Annotated in this window: 16 protein-coding genes; 13 read left to right on the forward strand and 3 right to left on the reverse strand. The window is 28.0% G+C overall.

Annotated features, from left to right (window positions below; translation table 11 throughout):
• Positions 1-76 precede the first annotated feature (76 nt).
• On the reverse strand, positions 77-1,372 hold the full coding sequence (locus tag Q3287_RS05290) for a D-alanyl-D-alanine carboxypeptidase family protein (protein ID WP_407963623.1): 1,296 nt from the start codon (positions 1,370-1,372) through the stop codon (positions 77-79).
• A 79-nt stretch (positions 1,373-1,451) separates the two neighbouring features.
• On the opposite strand from Q3287_RS05290, the gene Q3287_RS05295 reads away from it, so the two are divergent.
• From Q3287_RS05295 to Q3287_RS05315, 5 genes are all read left to right on the forward strand, one after another.
• A complete protein-coding gene (locus Q3287_RS05295) occupies positions 1,452-2,156 on the forward strand; it encodes a helix-hairpin-helix domain-containing protein (protein ID WP_407963624.1) in 705 nt (234 codons plus the stop codon).
• 91 nt (positions 2,157-2,247) lie between these two features.
• A complete protein-coding gene (gene selD, locus Q3287_RS05300; RefSeq protein ID WP_079739767.1) occupies positions 2,248-3,294 on the forward strand; it encodes a selenide, water dikinase SelD in 1,047 nt (348 codons plus the stop codon).
• A 50-nt stretch (positions 3,295-3,344) separates the two neighbouring features.
• Positions 3,345-4,724 carry an L-seryl-tRNA(Sec) selenium transferase gene (selA, locus tag Q3287_RS05305; protein WP_054277326.1) on the forward strand — a complete coding sequence of 460 codons (1,380 nt, stop codon included), beginning with the start codon at positions 3,345-3,347 and terminating at the stop codon, positions 4,722-4,724.
• Positions 4,725-4,798: 74 nt separating this feature from the next.
• The gene (selB, locus tag Q3287_RS05310) at positions 4,799-6,682 is read left to right on the forward strand and encodes a selenocysteine-specific translation elongation factor (RefSeq protein WP_054277214.1); all 1,884 of its coding nucleotides are present in this window, start codon (positions 4,799-4,801) and stop codon (positions 6,680-6,682) included.
• A 105-nt stretch (positions 6,683-6,787) separates the two neighbouring features.
• The gene (locus Q3287_RS05315) at positions 6,788-9,526 is read left to right on the forward strand and encodes an ATP-binding protein (protein WP_407963625.1); all 2,739 of its coding nucleotides are present in this window, start codon (positions 6,788-6,790) and stop codon (positions 9,524-9,526) included.
• 118 nt (positions 9,527-9,644) lie between these two features.
• On the opposite strand, the gene manA is transcribed toward Q3287_RS05315, so the two are convergent.
• Entirely contained in the window at positions 9,645-10,589 is a 945-nt protein-coding gene (gene manA, locus Q3287_RS05320) for a mannose-6-phosphate isomerase, class I (RefSeq protein WP_054271097.1), read from the reverse strand.
• Between the two features lie 172 nt (positions 10,590-10,761).
• On the opposite strand from manA, the gene Q3287_RS05325 reads away from it, so the two are divergent.
• The 7 genes from Q3287_RS05325 to Q3287_RS05355 all read left to right on the forward strand — a co-directional run bounded on the left by Q3287_RS05325 (position 10,762) and on the right by Q3287_RS05355 (position 18,637).
• Entirely contained in the window at positions 10,762-12,123 is a 1,362-nt protein-coding gene (locus Q3287_RS05325) for a Sapep family Mn(2+)-dependent dipeptidase (protein ID WP_407963626.1), read from the forward strand.
• 87 nt (positions 12,124-12,210) lie between these two features.
• A complete protein-coding gene (locus Q3287_RS05330) occupies positions 12,211-14,100 on the forward strand; it encodes a BglG family transcription antiterminator (protein WP_054277210.1) in 1,890 nt (629 codons plus the stop codon).
• Positions 14,101-14,114: 14 nt separating this feature from the next.
• Positions 14,115-14,570, forward strand: a complete 456-nt coding sequence (locus Q3287_RS05335) for a PTS sugar transporter subunit IIA (RefSeq protein ID WP_054277209.1) — start codon at positions 14,115-14,117, stop codon at positions 14,568-14,570.
• Between the two features lie 58 nt (positions 14,571-14,628).
• Entirely contained in the window at positions 14,629-14,946 is a 318-nt protein-coding gene (locus Q3287_RS05340) for a PTS fructose transporter subunit IIB (protein ID WP_003416512.1), read from the forward strand.
• Positions 14,947-14,970: 24 nt separating this feature from the next.
• On the forward strand, positions 14,971-16,233 hold the full coding sequence (locus Q3287_RS05345; RefSeq protein WP_054271093.1) for a PTS fructose transporter subunit IIC: 1,263 nt from the start codon (positions 14,971-14,973) through the stop codon (positions 16,231-16,233).
• A gap of 98 nt (positions 16,234-16,331) precedes the next feature.
• Positions 16,332-17,396, forward strand: a complete 1,065-nt coding sequence (locus tag Q3287_RS05350) for an aminopeptidase P family protein (RefSeq protein ID WP_407963627.1) — start codon at positions 16,332-16,334, stop codon at positions 17,394-17,396.
• Between the two features lie 62 nt (positions 17,397-17,458).
• Entirely contained in the window at positions 17,459-18,637 is a 1,179-nt protein-coding gene (locus tag Q3287_RS05355) for a MalY/PatB family protein (protein ID WP_407963628.1), read from the forward strand.
• A gap of 295 nt (positions 18,638-18,932) precedes the next feature.
• On the opposite strand, the gene Q3287_RS05360 is transcribed toward Q3287_RS05355, so the two are convergent.
• A complete protein-coding gene (locus tag Q3287_RS05360) occupies positions 18,933-19,988 on the reverse strand; it encodes an FAD:protein FMN transferase (RefSeq protein ID WP_407963629.1) in 1,056 nt (351 codons plus the stop codon).
• Between the two features lie 66 nt (positions 19,989-20,054).
• Between Q3287_RS05360 and Q3287_RS05365 the strand changes: the two genes are divergently transcribed.
• Entirely contained in the window at positions 20,055-20,426 is a 372-nt protein-coding gene (locus tag Q3287_RS05365; RefSeq protein WP_407963630.1) for a NusG domain II-containing protein, read from the forward strand.
• The last annotated feature ends 13 nt before the right edge of the window (positions 20,427-20,439 follow it).

Below are 20,439 nucleotides of genomic sequence, written 5' to 3' on the forward strand. Positions count from 1 at the left end.
AATAAATTAAATACATATTACTATAACAGTACCTATTTTATAAGAAGAAATAGATTTAATTTTTTTCTTATAATTACTATTTTTTCATATTTCTTTTGGATTTTTTTCTGTTATTTTTTTTGTTTTTCTTCTTGATGATTGAAGCTATTATAAATAAAATTAAAAGTACTAAAATTCCTTCAACAATCTTAATTAAAGTCATTAAAGTATCATTACTAGTTATAAATGGAATACTACTGTCAAGGTTGTTTTTTGCAACTAGGTCTATACTATTTTCTAGCTTATCACCATTGTATATATTTAAAGTACCAACCTTAGCTCCTTTTTTTATAGGTAAATCAATTTTGTTTAGTTCTGTTTTAACATCATAGTTACTTTGAGATTCATTTTTTCCTAAAAATATCTTATAACTATTTTTTGGTTCATAAACTAATTCATGCTGTTTTGTAAATAATACTTTTTTAGTATCAGCATATTTTTCCTTATCAACAATAGTGGCACACTTAAAATTATCAAATCCATAATCAATCAAGATTCGTGAGTCTAAATATAAATCGGCATTAGTTGAGTTAAATACAGCAGAGATAACTCTTCTTTCATCTTTTACAGCACTAGATAAAAGACATTTACCAGCAGCATCAGTAAATCCAGTTTTTATACCATCAACTATATCATATTTTATATCTATAGGTTGACCTTTATATGTAATCTTAGCATGTGATGTCAAAAACTTATTAGTGTTTACAAAATATCTTTCATAAGGGTATGCTTTTGTAGCCTCAAATTTAAGTGATTTAGTCTTTACAATTTGTCTAAAAATATCATTATGCATGGCTTCTCTAGCTATAAGAGCCATATCATGAGCTGTAGTGTAGTGATTAGGGTCAGGCAATCCATGAGGATTATTAAAGTGAGTATTATTAGCTCCAATTTTTTTTGCCTCAGAATTCATAAGGTCAACGAATTTTTGTACATCTCCACCACCCACATATCTAGCTAATACAAAAGCGGCATCATTAGCAGAATGAACTAAAAGAGCATTTAGTAACTCTCTTACAGTAAAGGATTCTCCTTCTTTTAGATACATACTAGAACCATCTATTTGAGGTAGATTTTTAATCTCTATTACTTGATTTAAATCTTTAACCTTTTTTAGAACTATGCAAGCTGTCCATGCTTTAGTTGTTGAAGCTGGATAAAGTTTGGAATCTCCATCTTTATTGTATAATATTTTTCCAGTTTCATAGTCCATTAAAACTGCATGTTTGGCAACTATAGCTGGTTCATCATCTGCAAAAGAGATATTAGAACTTCCTAAAAATGAAGTGAATATCAATAAACAGATTAATAAAAGTGATAAATTTCTTTTCATTGTGAACCTCCAAATTTTAAATTCATCTTTTAGTATAGCATATATTTGTCAATAATTAAAAGAAAGGAGTGGTTAATATATGAAAAAAAAGGTAAAGTTTATTTCATTTTTTGTTTTCTGTTTTTTAATATTATCTTCAGTAATCGTTTATAAATCGAATATTTTTAACGATGATATTTATGTTGTAAGTAAAAAAAATTCACTTAATGAAAAAAAACATAATGTAGACAACTCAATTAAAACTGAAGAGGATGGTCACAATAAAGTAGTCAAAGACATAGATAAAAGTGTTCAAAATAAAAAAATAACTATATACATAAGTGGAGCAGTAAATAGACCAGGTATTGTAACCATAGAAACAGATAAGAGACTTTATGATGCTGTAGAATTATTGGGAGGAACAACGAGTGAAGCCGATTTAAATGGAGTTAATTTATCTATAAAGCTAGAAGATGAGCAACATTACATAATACCTAAAATAGGGGAGATGATATCTGTGACAAGTAATAATGATTCCAATGGACCAAATCAAAACGACGAATTAAAAAAAGAATCTAAAACCAAAAATAATAAAAATGCATCTAAAGAAGAAAAAACAAACATAAATGTAGCAACAATAGAAGAACTAGATTCTCTTCCTGGAGTTGGAGAAGCTACTGCTAATAAAATTTTACAGTATAGAGAAGAAAATGGACAATTTAATTCAATCGAGGACATAAAAAATGTAAATGGTATTGGAGATAAAAAATATGAAAATATAAAAGATTTAATTTGTGTAGACTAAAATATAATACAAAACTTACTTATAGATATGGTATTATAAATATGTATGTATATGTGTGTATATGTGGAAATTTAGTAAAGGAGGCACTTTTATGAAAAAAGAACAAAAAAAACTTACAGAGATGACAACAGCAGGTGGTTGAGCTGCTAAAATAGGGCCAGAGGTTCTGGCATCAGTTTTATCTCAATTACCTAAAAATGATAATATAGAAAACCTATTAGTAGGATTAGATACAGCAGATGATGCTGCTGTTTATAAATTAAATGATGATATGGCACTTATTCAGACCTTGGATTTCTTTACACCAATGGTAGATGACCCATATGTATTTGGGCAGATTGCTGCATCAAATTCTCTATCAGATGTATACGCTATGGGAGGCAAACCTTTGGTTGCAATGAATATTGTTTGTTTCCCATCATGCCATGATATGGATGTGCTTGCAGAAATATTAAAAGGTGGATTTGATAAAGTAAAAGAAAGTGGAGCACTTTTAGTTGGAGGACATACTGTAGATGACAAGGAGCCTAAGTATGGTCTTTCAGTTTCTGGAATTGTAAATCCAGATAAAGTTTTGTCAAATGCTACTGCAAAGCCTGGCGATAAGTTAATTATAACAAAACCAATTGGAGTAGGTGTATTAAATACTGCTATGAAAGAAGGTATGGTAGAACAACACATAGCAGATAAAGTAGTAGAAATAATGATACATTTAAATAAATACGCAGCAATGAGTTTTGATAAATTTGATGTAAATTCAGTTACAGATATAACAGGGTTTGGTTTACTTGGTCATACCTTAGAAATGGCTAAAGCTTCTGAAGTAAGTATTGAAATTGAATCAAACCATGTACCAATTATTGAAGGTGCAATAGAAATGGCACAAATGGGAATTATACCTGCTGGCATGTACAAAAACATGCATTATGTATCTAAAGATGTAGAAGTTGTAGGTGATGTGGAAGTAGCAGTTCAAGATATTTTATACGACCCACAAACATCAGGAGGATTATTAATTTCTGTAAAAGAAGAACTTGCAGAGGAACTTGTGAAAGATATGAAATTAAATGGAGCGATAGAAGCAAAAATTATAGGTTCTGTAGTTCCAAAAGGGGAAAAATATATTACCGTTTTATAAAATATTATAGAGAAAGAGTGATTGTTTTGAGCAAAAGAGAATTATTTGCAATGTTACCTTCAGTTGATGAAGTATTAAGTGATAATAGAATTGTAGAAATAATAAATGAATATCCAAGAAGCTTAGTTTTAGAATCTGTTAGAGAAGTAATCGATTTTAAAAGACAGTTTATATTAAGATTGAAAGAAGATGCGTCAAATTCTGTAACAATAGAGTTTGATGAAATAATAGAATCTGCGATAGACAGAGTTAAATTAAATTATTCACTATCATTAAAAAAGGTTATAAATGCAACTGGTACAGTTGTTCACACAAATTTAGGGAGGTCTTTACTTAGTGAAGATATAAAAGATGAATTATGGTGTGCTGCTTCAAGATATTCAAACTTAGAATATGATTTGGACAATGGAGAAAGAGGTTCAAGATATTCTCATTTAACTAGCACAATAAAAAGACTTACAGGTGCAGAAGATGTACTAGTTGTAAATAATAATGCAGCAGCAGTACTTCTTGTACTTAGCACAATGGCTAAAGGAGGAGAAGCAATCGTATCTCGTGGAGAATTAGTTGAGGTAGGTGGCTCATTTAGAATTCCAAGTATAATGGCTCTTAGTGGTGCAGAACTTGTTGAAGTTGGTTCAACTAATAAAACTCATTTAAAAGATTATAAAGAGGCAATTACAGAAGATACAAACGTATTAATGAAAGTTCATACAAGTAACTATAGGATTATGGGATTCACAGAGAGTGTTTCTATAGAAGAGTTAGTTAATTTAGGTAAAAAATATAAATTACCTGTAATAGAAGACTTAGGAAGTGGAGTATTTATAGACTTATCAAAATATGGGTTATCTTATGAACCAACTGTATTAGATTCTATACGACAAGGTGCAGATGTAGTAACGTTTAGTGGAGATAAGATGCTTGGAGGTCCACAAGCAGGGATTATAGTTGGCAAAAAAGAATATATAGAAAAAATGAAGAAAAATCAGCTTACTAGAGCTCTTAGGGTTGATAAACTTACAATATGTGCTCTTGAAGCAACCTTGAGAATGTATTTAGATGAAACAAAGGCAATAGAAGGTATACCAACTTTAAAAATGTTAACATATAAAATAGAAGAATTAGAAGCAAAAGCAAATAGGCTATTTGAAAAAATAACTGCATTAAATTTGAATGCAATTATAAATATAGAAGATGGATTTTCACAAGTGGGAGGAGGGTCTATGCCTCTTGAAACTATAAGTACAAAGGTAGTAACAATAACTCCTGAACATATGAATGTGTCAGCTTTAGAAAAGAAGTTAAGACTTAGTGAAGCTCATATAATAGCTAGAGTATACGATAATAAATATGTATTAGATGTAAGAACTATATTTGATGATGAGTTTGATGTAATAGTTGAAGAATTAAGAAAAGCCTTTAATTAAATAAATCTGAGGTAATATTGATATTAAATTTAATTTGTAATTAGAAGTATTGAAGTTTTGATAGGGGGCAAAAAATGAAAAATGTAGTAATTGGAACAGCAGGTCATATTGACCACGGAAAAACAACTCTTATAAAAGCATTGACTGGAAGAGAAACTGATACATTAGATGAAGAAAAAAAGAGAGGTATTTCAATAAATTTAGGATTTACTTATTTTGATTTACCAAATAAGAAAAGAGCTGGCATTGTAGATGTACCAGGACATGAGAAGTTTATAAAAAACATGTTGGCTGGAGCATCTGGTCTTGATATTGTATTACTTGTTGTAGCAGCAGACGAAGGAGTTATGCCACAAACAGTTGAGCATTTAGATATTTTAAGTTTTTTAAATATAAAAAATGGAATAGTGGTTCTAACTAAGTCTGATACTGTAGACGAAGAATTTAGAGAATTGGTAAAAGAAGACATTTGTGAGAAAATAAAAGGAACTTTTCTTGAAAACGCAGAAATAATTGAAGTTGATTCTGTATCTAAAAAAGGTATAGATACCCTTATTGAAAAAATAGATAAAATGAGTGATGATATAGAGGATAAAAACGAAAATTCTCCATCGAGACTTAATATAGACAGAGTATTTTCAATAAAAGGATTTGGTACTGTAATAACAGGAACTTTAATAGAAGGAAAGATAAGTATAGAAGATGATTTGGTTATATATCCACAAGTATTAAAAACAAAGATAAGAAGTATACAAGTTCATGGAGAAAATAAAGATACAGCTTATGCAGGGCAAAGAACAGCAATCAATATATCAAATGTAAAAGTTGAAGATATAAATAGAGGAGATGTTTTGGCTGCACCAAATTCATTAGAAGAATCAATGATGCTAGATGTGAAATTATCACTGGTAAATCATTTGGACAAAGGGTTAAAACATTGGGATAGATTAAGACTGTATCATGGCACTAGAGAAATACTTTGTAGAGCAGTTCCATTAGATAAAGAGTTAATCGAAAGTGGAGAGAGTGGTTATGTTCAGTTAAGACTTGAAGAAAGTATAGTGTCCAAAAAAGGTGACACCTTTGTAGTTAGACGATATTCTCCAATGGAAACTATTGGTGGAGGTGTAATAATCGACCCATCTCCTAAAAAACATAAGAGATTTGATGAAAAGGTTATAGAAGCATTAAAAATAAAAGAAAAAGGCGAACTTAAAGATATAATAGAAGAATATCTAAAAAGGAACCTAAAAAATTATCCAAATATAAAAGAAATAATGAGTTATAGTGGTGCCCATGAAGAGCATGTAAAAAAAGCTCTTGAAACACTTATATCAGAAAGTAAAGTATTTATTATAGGTAACATGTATATGCATATAAATCAATATAATAAATTAAAAGAAAATATAGTGAATCTTTTAAATGAATACCATAAGAAATATAGATTGAGAAAAGGAATATTAAAAGAAGAAGTAAGGTCTAAAATAGAAAGTAATTTTAAGACTAGAGAAATGGATATTTTGTTAGAAAGATTATCTACAGAAAATATCATAAAAATAGAAAATAATATAGTATCCCTATTTGACTTTGAGGTTGTTTTAAATGACAAACAAAAAGAAATAGCAAAAAAGATAGAAAAAAGATTAAAATCATGTGGAGTTTCTTCGATATTGACAATAGATGAAGTTTCTGAAGGAAATAATAACTATGCTGAAGTATTAGAGTCAATGATAGGTAATAAGGTAGAGAAATTAGATGATTTGTATATAATGGACAAAGGTATTTATGAAAATGCAAAGAAGACCTTAATAAATTATATAAAAGAGAATAAAGAAATAACACTAGGAGAATACAGAGATTTGATTGATTCTAGTAGAAAAAATTGTATGATTATACTGGAAAACTTCGATAGAAACAAGATAACTAAGAGAGTAGAAAACAAAAGAATTTTGTTTTAGCGGAAAATGTCTGTTTTTGCTTTGAGGTATAAAGAAGGAATTATAATGTCGAGTATCGTATAAATTAATTAGTATAAAATATTAATTAAGAGGAAGTGTAAAGTATTGAAGAATATAATACCTGATGTAAATCCAGATATAAAAGAAAGAGAAGACATGAGCCTTTTATTTATAATAATGGGCTCAGTACTTTTATTATTTATTATAAAAGATATAGATAAATATGAAACTTTATTACATGCAATATATGCTACATTTTTAATAGCTACAGGAATGGTTATATTTAATACAACTAAGTTTAAAGTAGATTCATTTTCTACATTTTTAGGATTAATTTTTATAGCTACTGGAGCATTAGAATGTGTATATTTATTTAATTGCTTGGGAATTAGAACAGAGTCTGTGATTGAGACTAATATCACAATATCAGCAATAACCGATTTATTTCCTATACTTGGTGTATACTTAAGTTTTAAATTTGTTAGGGATAATAAACAAATCAACTCTAGTGTAGTTTTATTCATAGCAAGTATTACTTTAACTGTAGTATCTTTATTCATAATATCTAGAATGTTTAATTATCTAGAAAATGATGAATTACAATATGCTTTAGGAGTTATAACATCTGTATTCATGATAATTACTGCTATTGTAAGTGGAATTGAATTAAACTCAAGTTCAAATGAAAGCAAATGGGAATACAATGAAAAAAAGTTTTTTAATAGAATAATAATAATAATAATCTTATCAAGGGCTCCAAATTTATTACATATGGTGATTGCTGATAGGCATATAGAGGAGATATTATCTCAGATAATAATAAATGTAGCCTTATATTATTTATATAATTACATAGTATCTAAGAATATTAAGAAAACAGCATTAGAATTGCATGATACAAATGAAGAGTTAACAATAAAAACGGAGAGCTTAAAAGAAAAAAACAAAAAACTAATTTATGAAACAGAAAAGATAGAGGAGCTTAAAGGGATACTTATAAAAAGAGAATCTAAACTCCAATCTACTTTGGATGTTGCAGTAAATAGCATAGTTGTGTTTAGTAAAGATGGAGTAATTACATATGCAAACAAGAGTTTTAGAAATATTTTTGGAGATTATAAAGAACAGGATAAATTAGGCGATAAAATAAAAAATTTCCACGATTTAATAGATAGTATTCATTCTGTATTTGACAATGAAAAGAATGTGGAAAAGTTTATTAATACTAGTGATAATAAGGTTTATCAAGCTATATTTGCCCCTTTAATTATTACTTCACAAATAGAAGGGGTATTATGTGTATTAAAAGATAAGACTAAGAAAAAGGAATATGAACGTAAACTTATTGAAGCCAATAAGAGAAGTAGAGATTTTTTAGAAAGTGTTGGAGATGGGATAGTAGTACTTGAAGGTAGTAATAAAATATATGTGAATAATGCATGTAGAGAAATTTTTAAAAATAATTTGGAAAGTATTGATTTTTCTTCAATATGTAAAGGCAAAGAAAGTGCAGAAAAAAGGTATTTAATAAATGGTGAGGTAAAGTATGTTGAAATGAGTTTTTCTCAGTATACTAATGCAGGTACAGATAAAACTATTATTGTGATACGTGATACTACTTCTCGAAAAATATCTCAAATAAAACTTGAAGAAAGTCAATCATCTTATTCAAGATTTATAGATATATTACCTGATGGGATATGTTTACTAAAAGATGATTTGAGTGTAAACTATGCAAATAAGTCATTTTTAGATATGCTAGCTTTTACAAATATAGATGATATAAAAGATTCTAACATTAAGCTATTAATGAATGCAAATACTGAAGAAAAAATGAAATTTACTGATAATATGTCTAAGGTTTTAAATGAGAATAGGAGTATATCTTTACTAGAGTATGAGTTGATAAATAGTTATGATGATATAGTAGAAGTAGAATTAAGTGCATTACCTTTTGCTATATATAATACTAGATACATAATGCTTATTATAAAAGACTTGGCACATAAAAAATATTCAGAACAAGCAGAAAAAGAACTGCTTGAAAGATTTAAAACAGATAAAATAAAAACTGAGTTTTTCGCAAATATGTCTCATGAGTTAAAAACTCCACTAAATGTTATATCAAGTTCAAATCAATTAGTAGACTCTTTCTATAGAAGTGAGAAGATAAAAGATTACAACAATAATATTAAATCTCATGTAGATTTAGTGAGACAAAGCTCTTATAGGCTTCAAAGACTAATAAATAATATTATAGATTTAACAAAGATGGAGTCTGGATTCTATACATTAAAACTTGCAAAATACAATATTGTATCTGTAATAGAAGACCTATTTATGAATATAGAAGAGTATACAAGTAGAAAAGATATAAAGATTCTGTTTGATACAGAGCTTGAAGAAATTAATGTCTATATAGACAAGGTTGAAATTGAGAGAATTATATTGAATCTATTGTCAAACTGCATTAAGTTTACTGACAATGGAGGATGGATATATGTAAATATTTATTATAAAATAGATAAAGTAATCATAAGTGTAAAGGATACAGGAGTTGGAATCCCTCAAGATAAACTGGAATTGATTTTTGAAGAATTTTCACAAGTTGATAAGACTTTATCTAGAAATACTGAAGGAAGTGGAATAGGGCTTGCTATAGTTAAGAATCTAGTAAGTCTTCATGGTGGAGATATAGAAGTAATAAGTGAAGTAAACAAAGGAACAGAATTCTTGATTTCACTTCCAATGAAGAGTTTTAATAGTGAACATTATACAGAAGACAAGAGAATCTATAATATTGAAGAAAAAATAAAAATAGAATTTTCTGATATATATTATTAAAGACTCTTATAAGCAAATTCTAAATCAAAATACTATATGCTTTAGTAAGTATTTTATAAAAAATAGGCTATCATAAATTAAGCTATTATGATAGCCTATTTTTAGTTATATTTTGTATCTAAATATGAGAGCATATAATCTCCAAATTACCTTCAAAGCTAAAATCTCCAAAGTTATTTGGTAATATAAAATGCATACCCTTTTTTAAATCATATTCTACCGAATTGTGTATTAGTTTTCCATTACCTTCCAATACACTATATAAGGAAAAAGGTGTATCATGTGTAAAATTACATTTTCCAAAGATATCTAATTTATAAACGCTAAAAAATTCATTTGATACAAATGTTGTACATTTAAAGTCTGATGTTGATACAGTTTTATAATCAGTATCAAGATTTATATGAGGAACATTCGTAACATCTATGGATTTTTGAACATGAAGTTCACGTTTGTTGCCTGAATTATCAGTTCTATCATAATCATATACTCTATAAGTAGTGTCTGAATTTTGTTGAGTTTCTAAAATTAATGTACCTTTGCATATGGCATGTATAGTACCACTAGGAACGTAGAAAAAATCTCCTTTTTTTATATTAACCTTTCTAAGCAGTTTGTCCCATTCATTATTCTTTATCATATCTACAAATTCTTTATGAGATTTTGCATTATGACCTATTATAATTTCTGCATCATCAGAACAATCTATTACATACCAACACTCTGTTTTTCCTAATTCTCCACCTTCATTTTTCTTTGCATATTCATCATTTGGATGAACTTGAACGGATAAATTATCATTTGCATCTAATATTTTTGTAAGCAAAGGAAATTTATCTCCAGGTGTATTTCCAAATAATTCTCTGTTTTTGTCCCACAATTCAGATAGACTTTTGCCTTTGTATTCTCCATTTTCTATTAAGCAATCTCCATTTTTATGAGAACTTATAGCCCAACATTCACCAGTTGTTGGCGAAGTTATTTCATAATTAAATTTATCTTTAAGTGCAGTACCACCCCATATTCTATCCATAAAAATAGGTTTTAAAAATAATGGTTCCATAATTTTGTTCCTCCTATGATATTAAATTTATCCTACAAATAATTATATATAAATAGATTATAAAATCAATAGTAAAAAAGTTTTGTCCCTTGAAATGACATAAAGTATAAGGAGTTATCAAATAAGATAAACTATGATATATAATATAAAGTTCTAAATTGGAGTGATAATTATGGAATTATTTAAAGAAGAAAGTAAAAAGTATGAAAAAGAATTTTTAAAACTGTTGAAAGAATGGGTGAGCATACCGTCATTTTATGATGACAAAACTGTATCTGAAGATATGCCTTTTGGAAAAGGAGTCTATGATGCATTAAATTGGTTTGAAAATCTAGGTAGAGAAAACAATTTCAAGGTCAAAAATATAGATAATCATGCTGTTCAAATTGAATATGGAGATGGAAAAGAATTTGTAGATATATTTGGACACTGTGATGTTGTAAATCCAGGAGAAGGATGGGATAGTGAGCCATTTAAATTAAATATTATAGGAGATAAATTGGTTGCTAGAGGGGTATCAGATAATAAAGGACCTATGATAGTAAATTTTTTAGCATTAAAAATGATAAAAAATCTAAATATTGATTTAAAAAGAAAGGTTAGATTAATTGCTGGGGGAAATGAAGAAAGTGGATTTAGATGTATAAAGCATTATTATAGCAAAGAGCCTTATGGTATATGTGGATTTACTCCAGATGCTAAATTTCCTGTACTAAATGGAGAAAAAGGTGGGGCAACAATAAAGTTAATTTCAGAGATAGAGGATAAGTCTTTATACATAAGTGGCGGAATAGAGTTTAACACAATACCAGATAAAGTATATATAAAAAATATGAAAAATTTGTGTAAAGATAATATATGCTGTGATTTTAATAATACTTCAATAAGTTATAATAATGGAGATTATGTTATACATGGCAAAGGTGGACATTCATCTAAGCCTGAGAAAGCAATCAATCCTATACTAGGTGCAATTAAATTTTTATCAGAAAATATTGATGAAGATTGGACAAAAAGTTTAGATAAGTTAATAAATAAAGATAATACAGATGGAAGATTATTTGGCTTAGATATTGAAGGTAAATGTGGGATTTTATCGATGGTTCCAACAATAATAAACATAATAGATGGAAAGTTAGAATTAGTTTTAAGTGTCAGATATCCAGAAGTATTAACAGTCGAGGCAATAATAAAAAAATTTAATTTGTATATGAAGACAAATAATATTAATAAATTCGAGATTATTGGGGAAAATTTAAAGCAAGCAAATTATATAGATAGAAATTCAAAGATTGTAAAAACTTTGCATGATATATATATAAAGTACTCTGGAGATTTAAAAAATGATGTTAGGGTAACTAGTGCAGGAAGTTATGCTTCTGAAATGAATAATTCAGTAATATTTGGTTGTGAATTTCCTGATGGTAGTTTTGGAAATGTCCATAGTGCAAATGAATTTGCTAGCTTAGATAGATTTATAACTTCAATAGCCATATATGCAGAGGCGATAGTTGAATTATGCAATAATATATAAATACAAAATGTCCCTTATATAGACATATTATATATACAATTAAAATTTTACTTGATATATAATTGAAATCAAAGAGAAGGTGATACAATGATAACTAAGAAACATGCAGTAATAGTAAAAAGTTTAAGCAATAAAGACGGATATATGACATCAAATGAATTAGCTATCAAATTGGATGTGTCTACAAAAACTATTAAAAGATATATAGCAGATTTAAATAGTATTTTAAGCAAGTATGATTTGGTAATAGCTTCTTCTAGAGGTATAGGATATAAGCTAAGTGGCTCTAAAAGCAATATAGCAAGAGCTGTTAAAGAAGCAAATAAATATATTGATGGTTTTTTAGATGACTCTGAAGAATCAAGAATGTCAAATATAATATGTATGCTTATTAATAGAAATTATATGAGTATAGAAGCAATGGCAGAAGAATTAAATCTAAGTATAGCTGCTATAAACAAATTGTCCAGTAAGCTTAAAAGAAAACTTGAAAAGTATGACTTAGTTATAAAATCTAAACCTTACTATGGAAGCTATATACATGGTGAAGAAATTAATATAAGACAATTGATTACTGACTATGCAATAAAACTGGATGAAAAAAGTAAAATCAAGGTGCTTTTAGATGACATTAGTGAAAACGATATACACTGTATAGAAAGTATTTTAGAAAAACATTTAAGAGAGAAAGATACAATAATTTCAGATAAAGATTTTAATCTTCTGCTTTCAAAGATAATTGTTTCTGTGTTTAGAAGTAAGAGAGGACATAGTAACAATATAAATCTAATAGATACAAGTTATAGATTTCATAATTACTCTTTTATAGAAAGCTTAATGAAAGAAATATCTGATAAGGTTGGATTTAAACTTATTGAAGATGAAGTGATTTATATTTCAAATTACTCTGGTGTAATCGCATATAAAGGTACACAAGGAAGAAAAAATACAAGTGAAATTGAGGAACGAATAAATAATGTTATAAATAGTGCACTTCAAGATATATTACTTATTTCTGGAAGTGATTATACGAAAGATGAAGAGTTTATGGTTTCAATATCTGACCATATAAAGAGATTTTTAAATAGGGCTAAAGCTAATATAAAATCTAATAATCCTCTGCTTCATCAGATAAAAGAAAAGTTCCCAATAGCTTTTAATCTAGCTGTGTTTTTATCAAACAAACTAGAAACTGAGTTTAATTTAAAACTTGATGAAGATGAACTTGGATATATAGCTATTCATTTTGCTGCTTCAAATGAAAGAATGAAAAAAAATACTAGTAAGAAGATTTGTATAGTCTGCCATTATGGGATAGGAACAGGTCAACTTATTTCTGAAAAATTAAAGCAAAATATAAGTGACTTAAACGTTGTAGGTGTTTATCCAGTTAGATATCTTGATATGGCTATAAGCCAAGATGTTGATTTAATAGTGTCTACTGTTGAATTAAAAGGTTATGAAAAACCTGTCTTGTATATCGAAAATATATTTGATGATAGCTTAATTGAAAACGTAAACAAAGCATTTTACGAAAAAGAGGAAAGAAGAAAGATAATAAGTAATATGTTTGATGAAAAAGCTTTTTTTAGTATAAAGGCTAGTACGAAAGAAGAAGTTATACTTTCTCTTTCAAACAAACTAAAAGAAAGAGATTTTATAGAAGAAAGCTCAATAGAAAGCATAATAGACAGAGAAAATATCTCATCAACTGAGATAGGAAATCTAGTAGCAATACCTCACACAATTGTGAAGGGAGATAAAAAATCTATAATAGGAGTTGGTATACTTGAAAATCCAATAGTTTGGGATAAACAAGAAGTTCAACTAGTATTTATGGTATTTTTTAACACTAAAGAAAAACATAATTTTTCAATATTTAAATACCTTTATAATTTTATAAAAGATGAAGGTGGAGTAAGAGGAATTATTAAAATATGTGACTTTAATAAATTAATGGCACTGATAGGTAATTAAGGAGGAAATTAATAATGGAAACAAACATATTTAACACAGAATATGTATTTTTAAATGTTGATACTAAGTCTAAGATTGAGGTTTTAAAATTTATAGCAAAAAAAGCTAAAGAATTAAACTTAACAAATGACGAAAATTTAGTATATGAAGGGTTAATGGCTAGGGAAGAACAATTTACTACAAATTTAGGTGAATCTATCGCAATACCTCATACTAAAAATGATGCAATTGAAAATCCAGCAGTGGTAGTATTGAAATTTACTGATGATGTTGTTTGGAATGAAGATGAAGATAAGGTTAAATTGGCAATAAGCTTACTTATGCCAGGAAAAAGTAAAGAGAATATTCATCTTAAATTATTATCATCTCTTTCAAGAAAATTAATAAATAAAGACTTTAAAGATTCTCTTTTAAAGAGTGATAATGTTGAAGAAATATCTAAATTAATAAATGAAGCTTTGGGTTTATAATTAAACGCTAAGGCTAAAATAAAACAAATAATTAATTGAAAAGTAGGAGGAATTTAAAATGAATAAAAAATTAGTAGCATTATGTGCTTGTCCAATGGGACTAGCTCACACTTTCATGGCAGCAGAGGCAATAGAACAAGCTGCAAAGGCACTAGGTTATGAAGCTAAAGTTGAAACTCAAGGTGCAGATGGTGTACAAAATGAGTTAACAAGAGATGATATATTAGGTGCAACTATGATAATACATGCAGTAGCAATAACTCCAGAAGGCATGGAAAGATTTGATGGTTGTGAAGTATATGAAGTTGAGTTACAAGAAGCTATAAAAAATGCAGAAGGTGTTATAAAAGAAATCGAAGAAGATTTAGGAATATAATAAATTTATTGTGGAGGAAATAGAATGGCAATTAAGAAAAAAGTTATAAACAGTTCAGGTGCTTCTACAACAGGAGGAAACAATGTAGGAAAACCTACTCCATCTAATCCAACTCAATCAAAGGGAAATGGAAAATGGAAGGAAATAAGTAAACATATAATGACAGGTATATCATATATGATACCAGTTTTAGTAATGGGTGGACTTATAGGAGCCTTATCTCAATTAATACCATATGCCATATTAGGACTTGACCCATCTGTAGGTATAGTTGATGCTATGAATTCAGGTGATTTTACAGGGTTTAAACTTACTCTTTTAAATATGGCACAATTAATGTCAAATTTCGGATTTACTTTGTTTGGATTTGCAATACCACTATTTGCAGCATTTTGTGCAAATTCTATAGGTGGAAAAACAGCTTTAATTGCAGGTTTTATAGGTGGATATATAGCTAATAAACCTGTAGGTGTGCCACAATTTGTGGATGGTCAATGGACGGAAGTTGTTCCAGTTGCATCAGGATTTTTAGGTGCGATATTAATAGCATTTATAATAGGATACTTTGTAAAATGGTTAAATAAATCTATAAAAGTTTCTCATAACTGGTTAGCTTTTAAGACAACATTTTTAATACCACTAATAGCATCATTAACTTGTATGATATTGATGATATTTATAATAACTCCAATTGGTGGTTTAATTAATGAAAGTATGAAAAACTTCTTAACAGCAGCAGGAGCAGCTGGAGAGTATGTATATGCAACAGCTTTAGCAGCAGCTACAGCATTTGACTTAGGAGGACCAATAAATAAAGCAGCAGGATTCGTTGCACTTGGTTTAACTACAGAGAATGTACTACCAATAACGGCAAGAACAATAGCTATAGTTGTTCCTCCAATTGGATTAGGATTAACAACTTTATTAGATAAAAGATTAGTAGGAAGAAGAGTATATGATAGACAATTCTATCAAGCAGGAAAGACTTCTATATTCCTATCATTTATGGGTATATCTGAGGGAGCAATACCATTTGCACTTGAAAGACCAGGTTTTGTTATACCTTTAAACATAGTGGGAAGTGTAATAGGAGCTATTACAGGTATAGTTCTAGGTGCAATTCAATGGTTCCCAGAGTCAGCTATATGGGCATGGCCTCTAGTTGATAACTTGTTTGGGTATATCATAGGTATAGCAGTTGGTGCTATATTCATAGCTGTAGGAAATATATTCTATAGAAATAAATTAATAAAAGATGGTAAACTTGTTGTGGATTATATAGACTAACATTTAAGTTTATTTATGATAACTTTGGCTGGTAATATTGTTTTAATTAATATTACCAGCCTTACCTATATATTAATTAAAGGTGGTGGATAAAAAATATGAGTAAAATAGAAAAAATAAGAAAGTATTTAGAAGAATATGATATAGAAGGTATTCTTATTAATAGTTCTACCAATAAATTTTACATTGGGAATCTATTTAGTTCATCAGGTTATGTTTTTATAACTAAAAGGAAACAATATATAATAGTAGATTTTAGATACTTTGAAGAAATCAAAAGAAAATCAAATTTATTTGATGTCATATTAATGGATAAAAACAGAACCTACTTTGATATAGTCAATGAAATTTGCGAAAATCAAAATATAAAAGAAATTGGATTTGAAGGAAGTGAAGTATCTTTTGATTCATATAAGAATATGAGTCAAAGGTTAAGTGTAACTTTAAAATCGGTTGATTTATCTACTTTAAGAAAAGAAAAAGACGATGATGAAATAAAATATATAAAAAAAGCTTGTGAAATAGTCGATGCTACATTTTATCATATAATTGATTTTATAAAAGTTGGTATGACTGAAAAACAAGTGGAAAATGAAATTGTTAGATTTATAAAAGAGTTGGGTGGTCAAAAAGAGTCTTTTGATACTATAGTAGCATCTGGATTGAGAGGAGCATTGCCTCATGGAAAAGCCAGTGAAAAAATTATAGAGTATGGAGATTTTGTTACTTTTGATTTTGGTGCTAAATACAATAATTATTGTTCTGATATTACTAGAACTATATGTATGGGTACTGTAAATAAAGAGTTACAAGAAATATATAATATAGTAAAAGAAGCTAATGAAGAGTGTATAAAGGTTTTAAAACCAGGTATGACTACTGGTGAAATAGATAAAGTTGCAAGAGATATAATTGGTTCATATGGATATGCTGATAATTTTGGTCATAATTTAGGTCATGGTGTAGGTATTATGGTTCATGAATATCCTGCATTAGCTTCTGAATCAAAAGAAGTATTAAAGGAAGGTATGATTATAACTATAGAGCCAGGCATATATATACCAAATCTTGGGGGAGTAAGAATAGAAGATGATGTACTTATAACACAAGATGGATGTATGAGGTTGACTACATCTACTAAAGATTTAATAGTTGTAAATTAAAAGTTAATTAGACAAATATTTTATAATAAGTAAGATAATTAGAAAAGAAGAGGTAAATTTAAATGTATAATTTTGATGATAGACCAGATAGAGTAAGTGAAAAGTGTAGAAAATGGGATTTAAATATTATAAGAGATAAGTTTGGAGATATTAGAGAAGATTTTGTACCAATGTGGATTGCTGATATGGATTTTAAAATACCAACAGAAATAGAAAATAAATTTATTGAAGCTGTAAAAAGAGGTGTGTTTGGATATACATACTGTTATGATGAATTTTATGATTCAGTTATCAGATGGCAAAATGATATGCATAAGGTAAAGGTAGAAAGAGAATGGATTACATTGACTTATGGAACTGTATCGACACTTCACTATGTAGTACAAGCTTTTTGTCAAAAGGGGGATAGTATAATATTAAATACACCAGTTTATGACCCTTTTGAATCATCAGCCAAAAAGCAAGGTGTAAATATAGTTTGTAATACATTAGATATTATAAATGATAGATATTATATAAACTTTGATAAATTAGAGGCTCAAATTAAAGAAAATAAACCTAAGTTAATGATGTTTTGTACACCACATAATCCATCTGGAAGAATATGGTCGATTGAGGAGATGGAAAAAGTAGCAACCATATGTAAAGAAAACAATGTTATTTTGGTTGCAGATGAAGTACATGCAGAACATATTCATTATGGTGAATTTAATTCAATACTTAAAATTGAAAAAGAGCTTTTAGAAAATGTTATTCTATTGACATCACCAAATAAAGGGTTTAATCTTGGAGGATTAAAGACTTCTTACTCAATCGTTATAAATAAGGATATAAGAGAGATATTCAGAGATAAACTAAAACAAAACTCTATAACTTCTCCAAATGTGTTTGGAATTATAGGATTGATAAGTGCTTATAATGAATGTCGTGAGTGGTTGAGTGATGTAAACAAATATATAAAATCAAATTATGAACTTTTAGAAGCTTGGGTAGAAAAATATGATAATATAAAATTGATGAAGATGGAGTCGTCTTATTTGGCGTGGATGGATATAAGTGGGCTAGGAATAAGCGCGAGTGAATTTACTGATAAACTGGCTATTGATACAGGAGTATTATTGGAGGATGGAAGCCATTTTGTAAAAGATGGAGAGAATTATGTTAGAATAAACTTAGGAACTCAAAAAGAAAATGTGGTTGAAGCTTTAAATAGGATGGATTTATTTTTAAAGTCTTTATAAAATAATTCTAAAAAACAAGATAAGTAAGTTTTGTTTCAATAATTATGATATTGTTTGAGCGATTATGTATTAAAAAATATGATGAAGAAAATTTTATAGAGTAAAATATAAATTGTTTGTAATAATTACTAGAATGTTATGAAAAGCACCTTTAATATAATAAGGTGCTTTTTTATTGTTGTTAAAGTCTTAAGTTTATCTTTGCCAGTATAATTTATTTCTTATAACATGGTTTATGTAGATTTGTTTTAGATAAGTATATATACCTATGGTAAGTATTTAGAGTATGAGTTTACTACTTATTTAGTTTTTCAATAGAAAAAGCTTTGTCAGTAAGTTTGAAGTTATCTTTTATACCATCAGTTAAGTATACTTTTTTATCCTTAGTTATAAATATAGCATCTACATTATCAATACTATTAATTAAATTCATACCTTTTTCAAGTCCAAGTCCAAATGTAGAAGTAGATAAAGCATCACAATTAATAGATTTATCAGATATTATTGTTACACTACTTAAGCTATTTTCAAAAGGATAACCTGTAGATGGATTTAGCATGTGATGATATATTTTGCCATCCTTTTCTATAAATCTTTCATAAATTCCAGATGTAACAACAGATTTGTTTGTGGTTTCTATATTTCCTATAGATTCTCCATTTTTACTAGTTGGGTCTTGAATGCCGATTTTAAAAGGCTTATCATTTTTACCATTTTCTAAAGTAAATATATTGCCTCCTAAATTAACTAAACCTTTTTGTACACCTTCTGATTTTAAATGGGACACAATTTTATCAGCAGCATACCCTTTAGCTATTGCGCCTAAATCAATTTTCATGTTTTCTTTGGTCAATTTTATAGATTTATTTTTTTCATCTAATACAATGTTTTTATAATCAATTAGAGGCAAAAGCTCTTTTATTTCAGAATCACTTGGAACTTTAGCTTTATCTGTTCCAATTGCCCATAAGTTTGATACTGGACCAATTGTTATGTCAAAATATCCACTTGATAGTTTGGAATATTGTATTGCCTCTTTTACAACGAAAAACGTATCATCTGAAACTTTGACAAAATTCTTTCCAGCATTATCATTTATTTTAGAAACATCACTGCCTGGTATATGAGTGCTCATTTTATTATCAATATATCTTAAAATTGAATCACATTCATTTAAGATTTTATCACTTTTGGATTCTTTTATATTAAATACAGTAACTTCATTCACTGTACCAAGGTAATAGCTAGTTTTACTATATTTAGTATTCTGGCTTGAACTCCTAAAAAATGAAAATAAAATTAATGCTAAAATCAATATCACAAAAATAAATGTGATTTTTTTCTTATTCATGGTATATTCCTCCTATGAAATTGTGTTATTATTTTATTATAACATAATTTCATAGGAGGACAAAAAATGAAGAAAAAAGACATTCTTCTTATTTTAGGCATTTTAGTTGTTATTACAGCATGTTATGGAATAATAAATGTTATAAATTCTAAAAATGCTGGAAATATTGAGATTTATGTAGATAATAAATTGTATAAAACTGTTCCAATAGATGCCAAAGAAGAATTTAAAATAGAGAATAGAGGGGGGTATAATATAGTAAAGATTCATGATAAAGGGGTAGAAATAGTAGATGCTTCATGTCCTGACGAGGTTTGTGTACATACTGGTTTTATAAATAAACCAAGTCAAAGCATAGTTTGTATACCTAATAGAGTTAGCATAAAAATAAATACAAATGAAAAGGATGATAATCAAGAAGATATAATTTCTAAATAAAATAATAAAAACA

It is taken from the genome of Clostridioides sp. GD02404 (genome assembly GCF_045898275.1).
In the GTDB taxonomy this organism is placed as follows: Bacteria; Bacillota; Clostridia; order Peptostreptococcales; family Peptostreptococcaceae; genus Clostridioides; species Clostridioides difficile_A.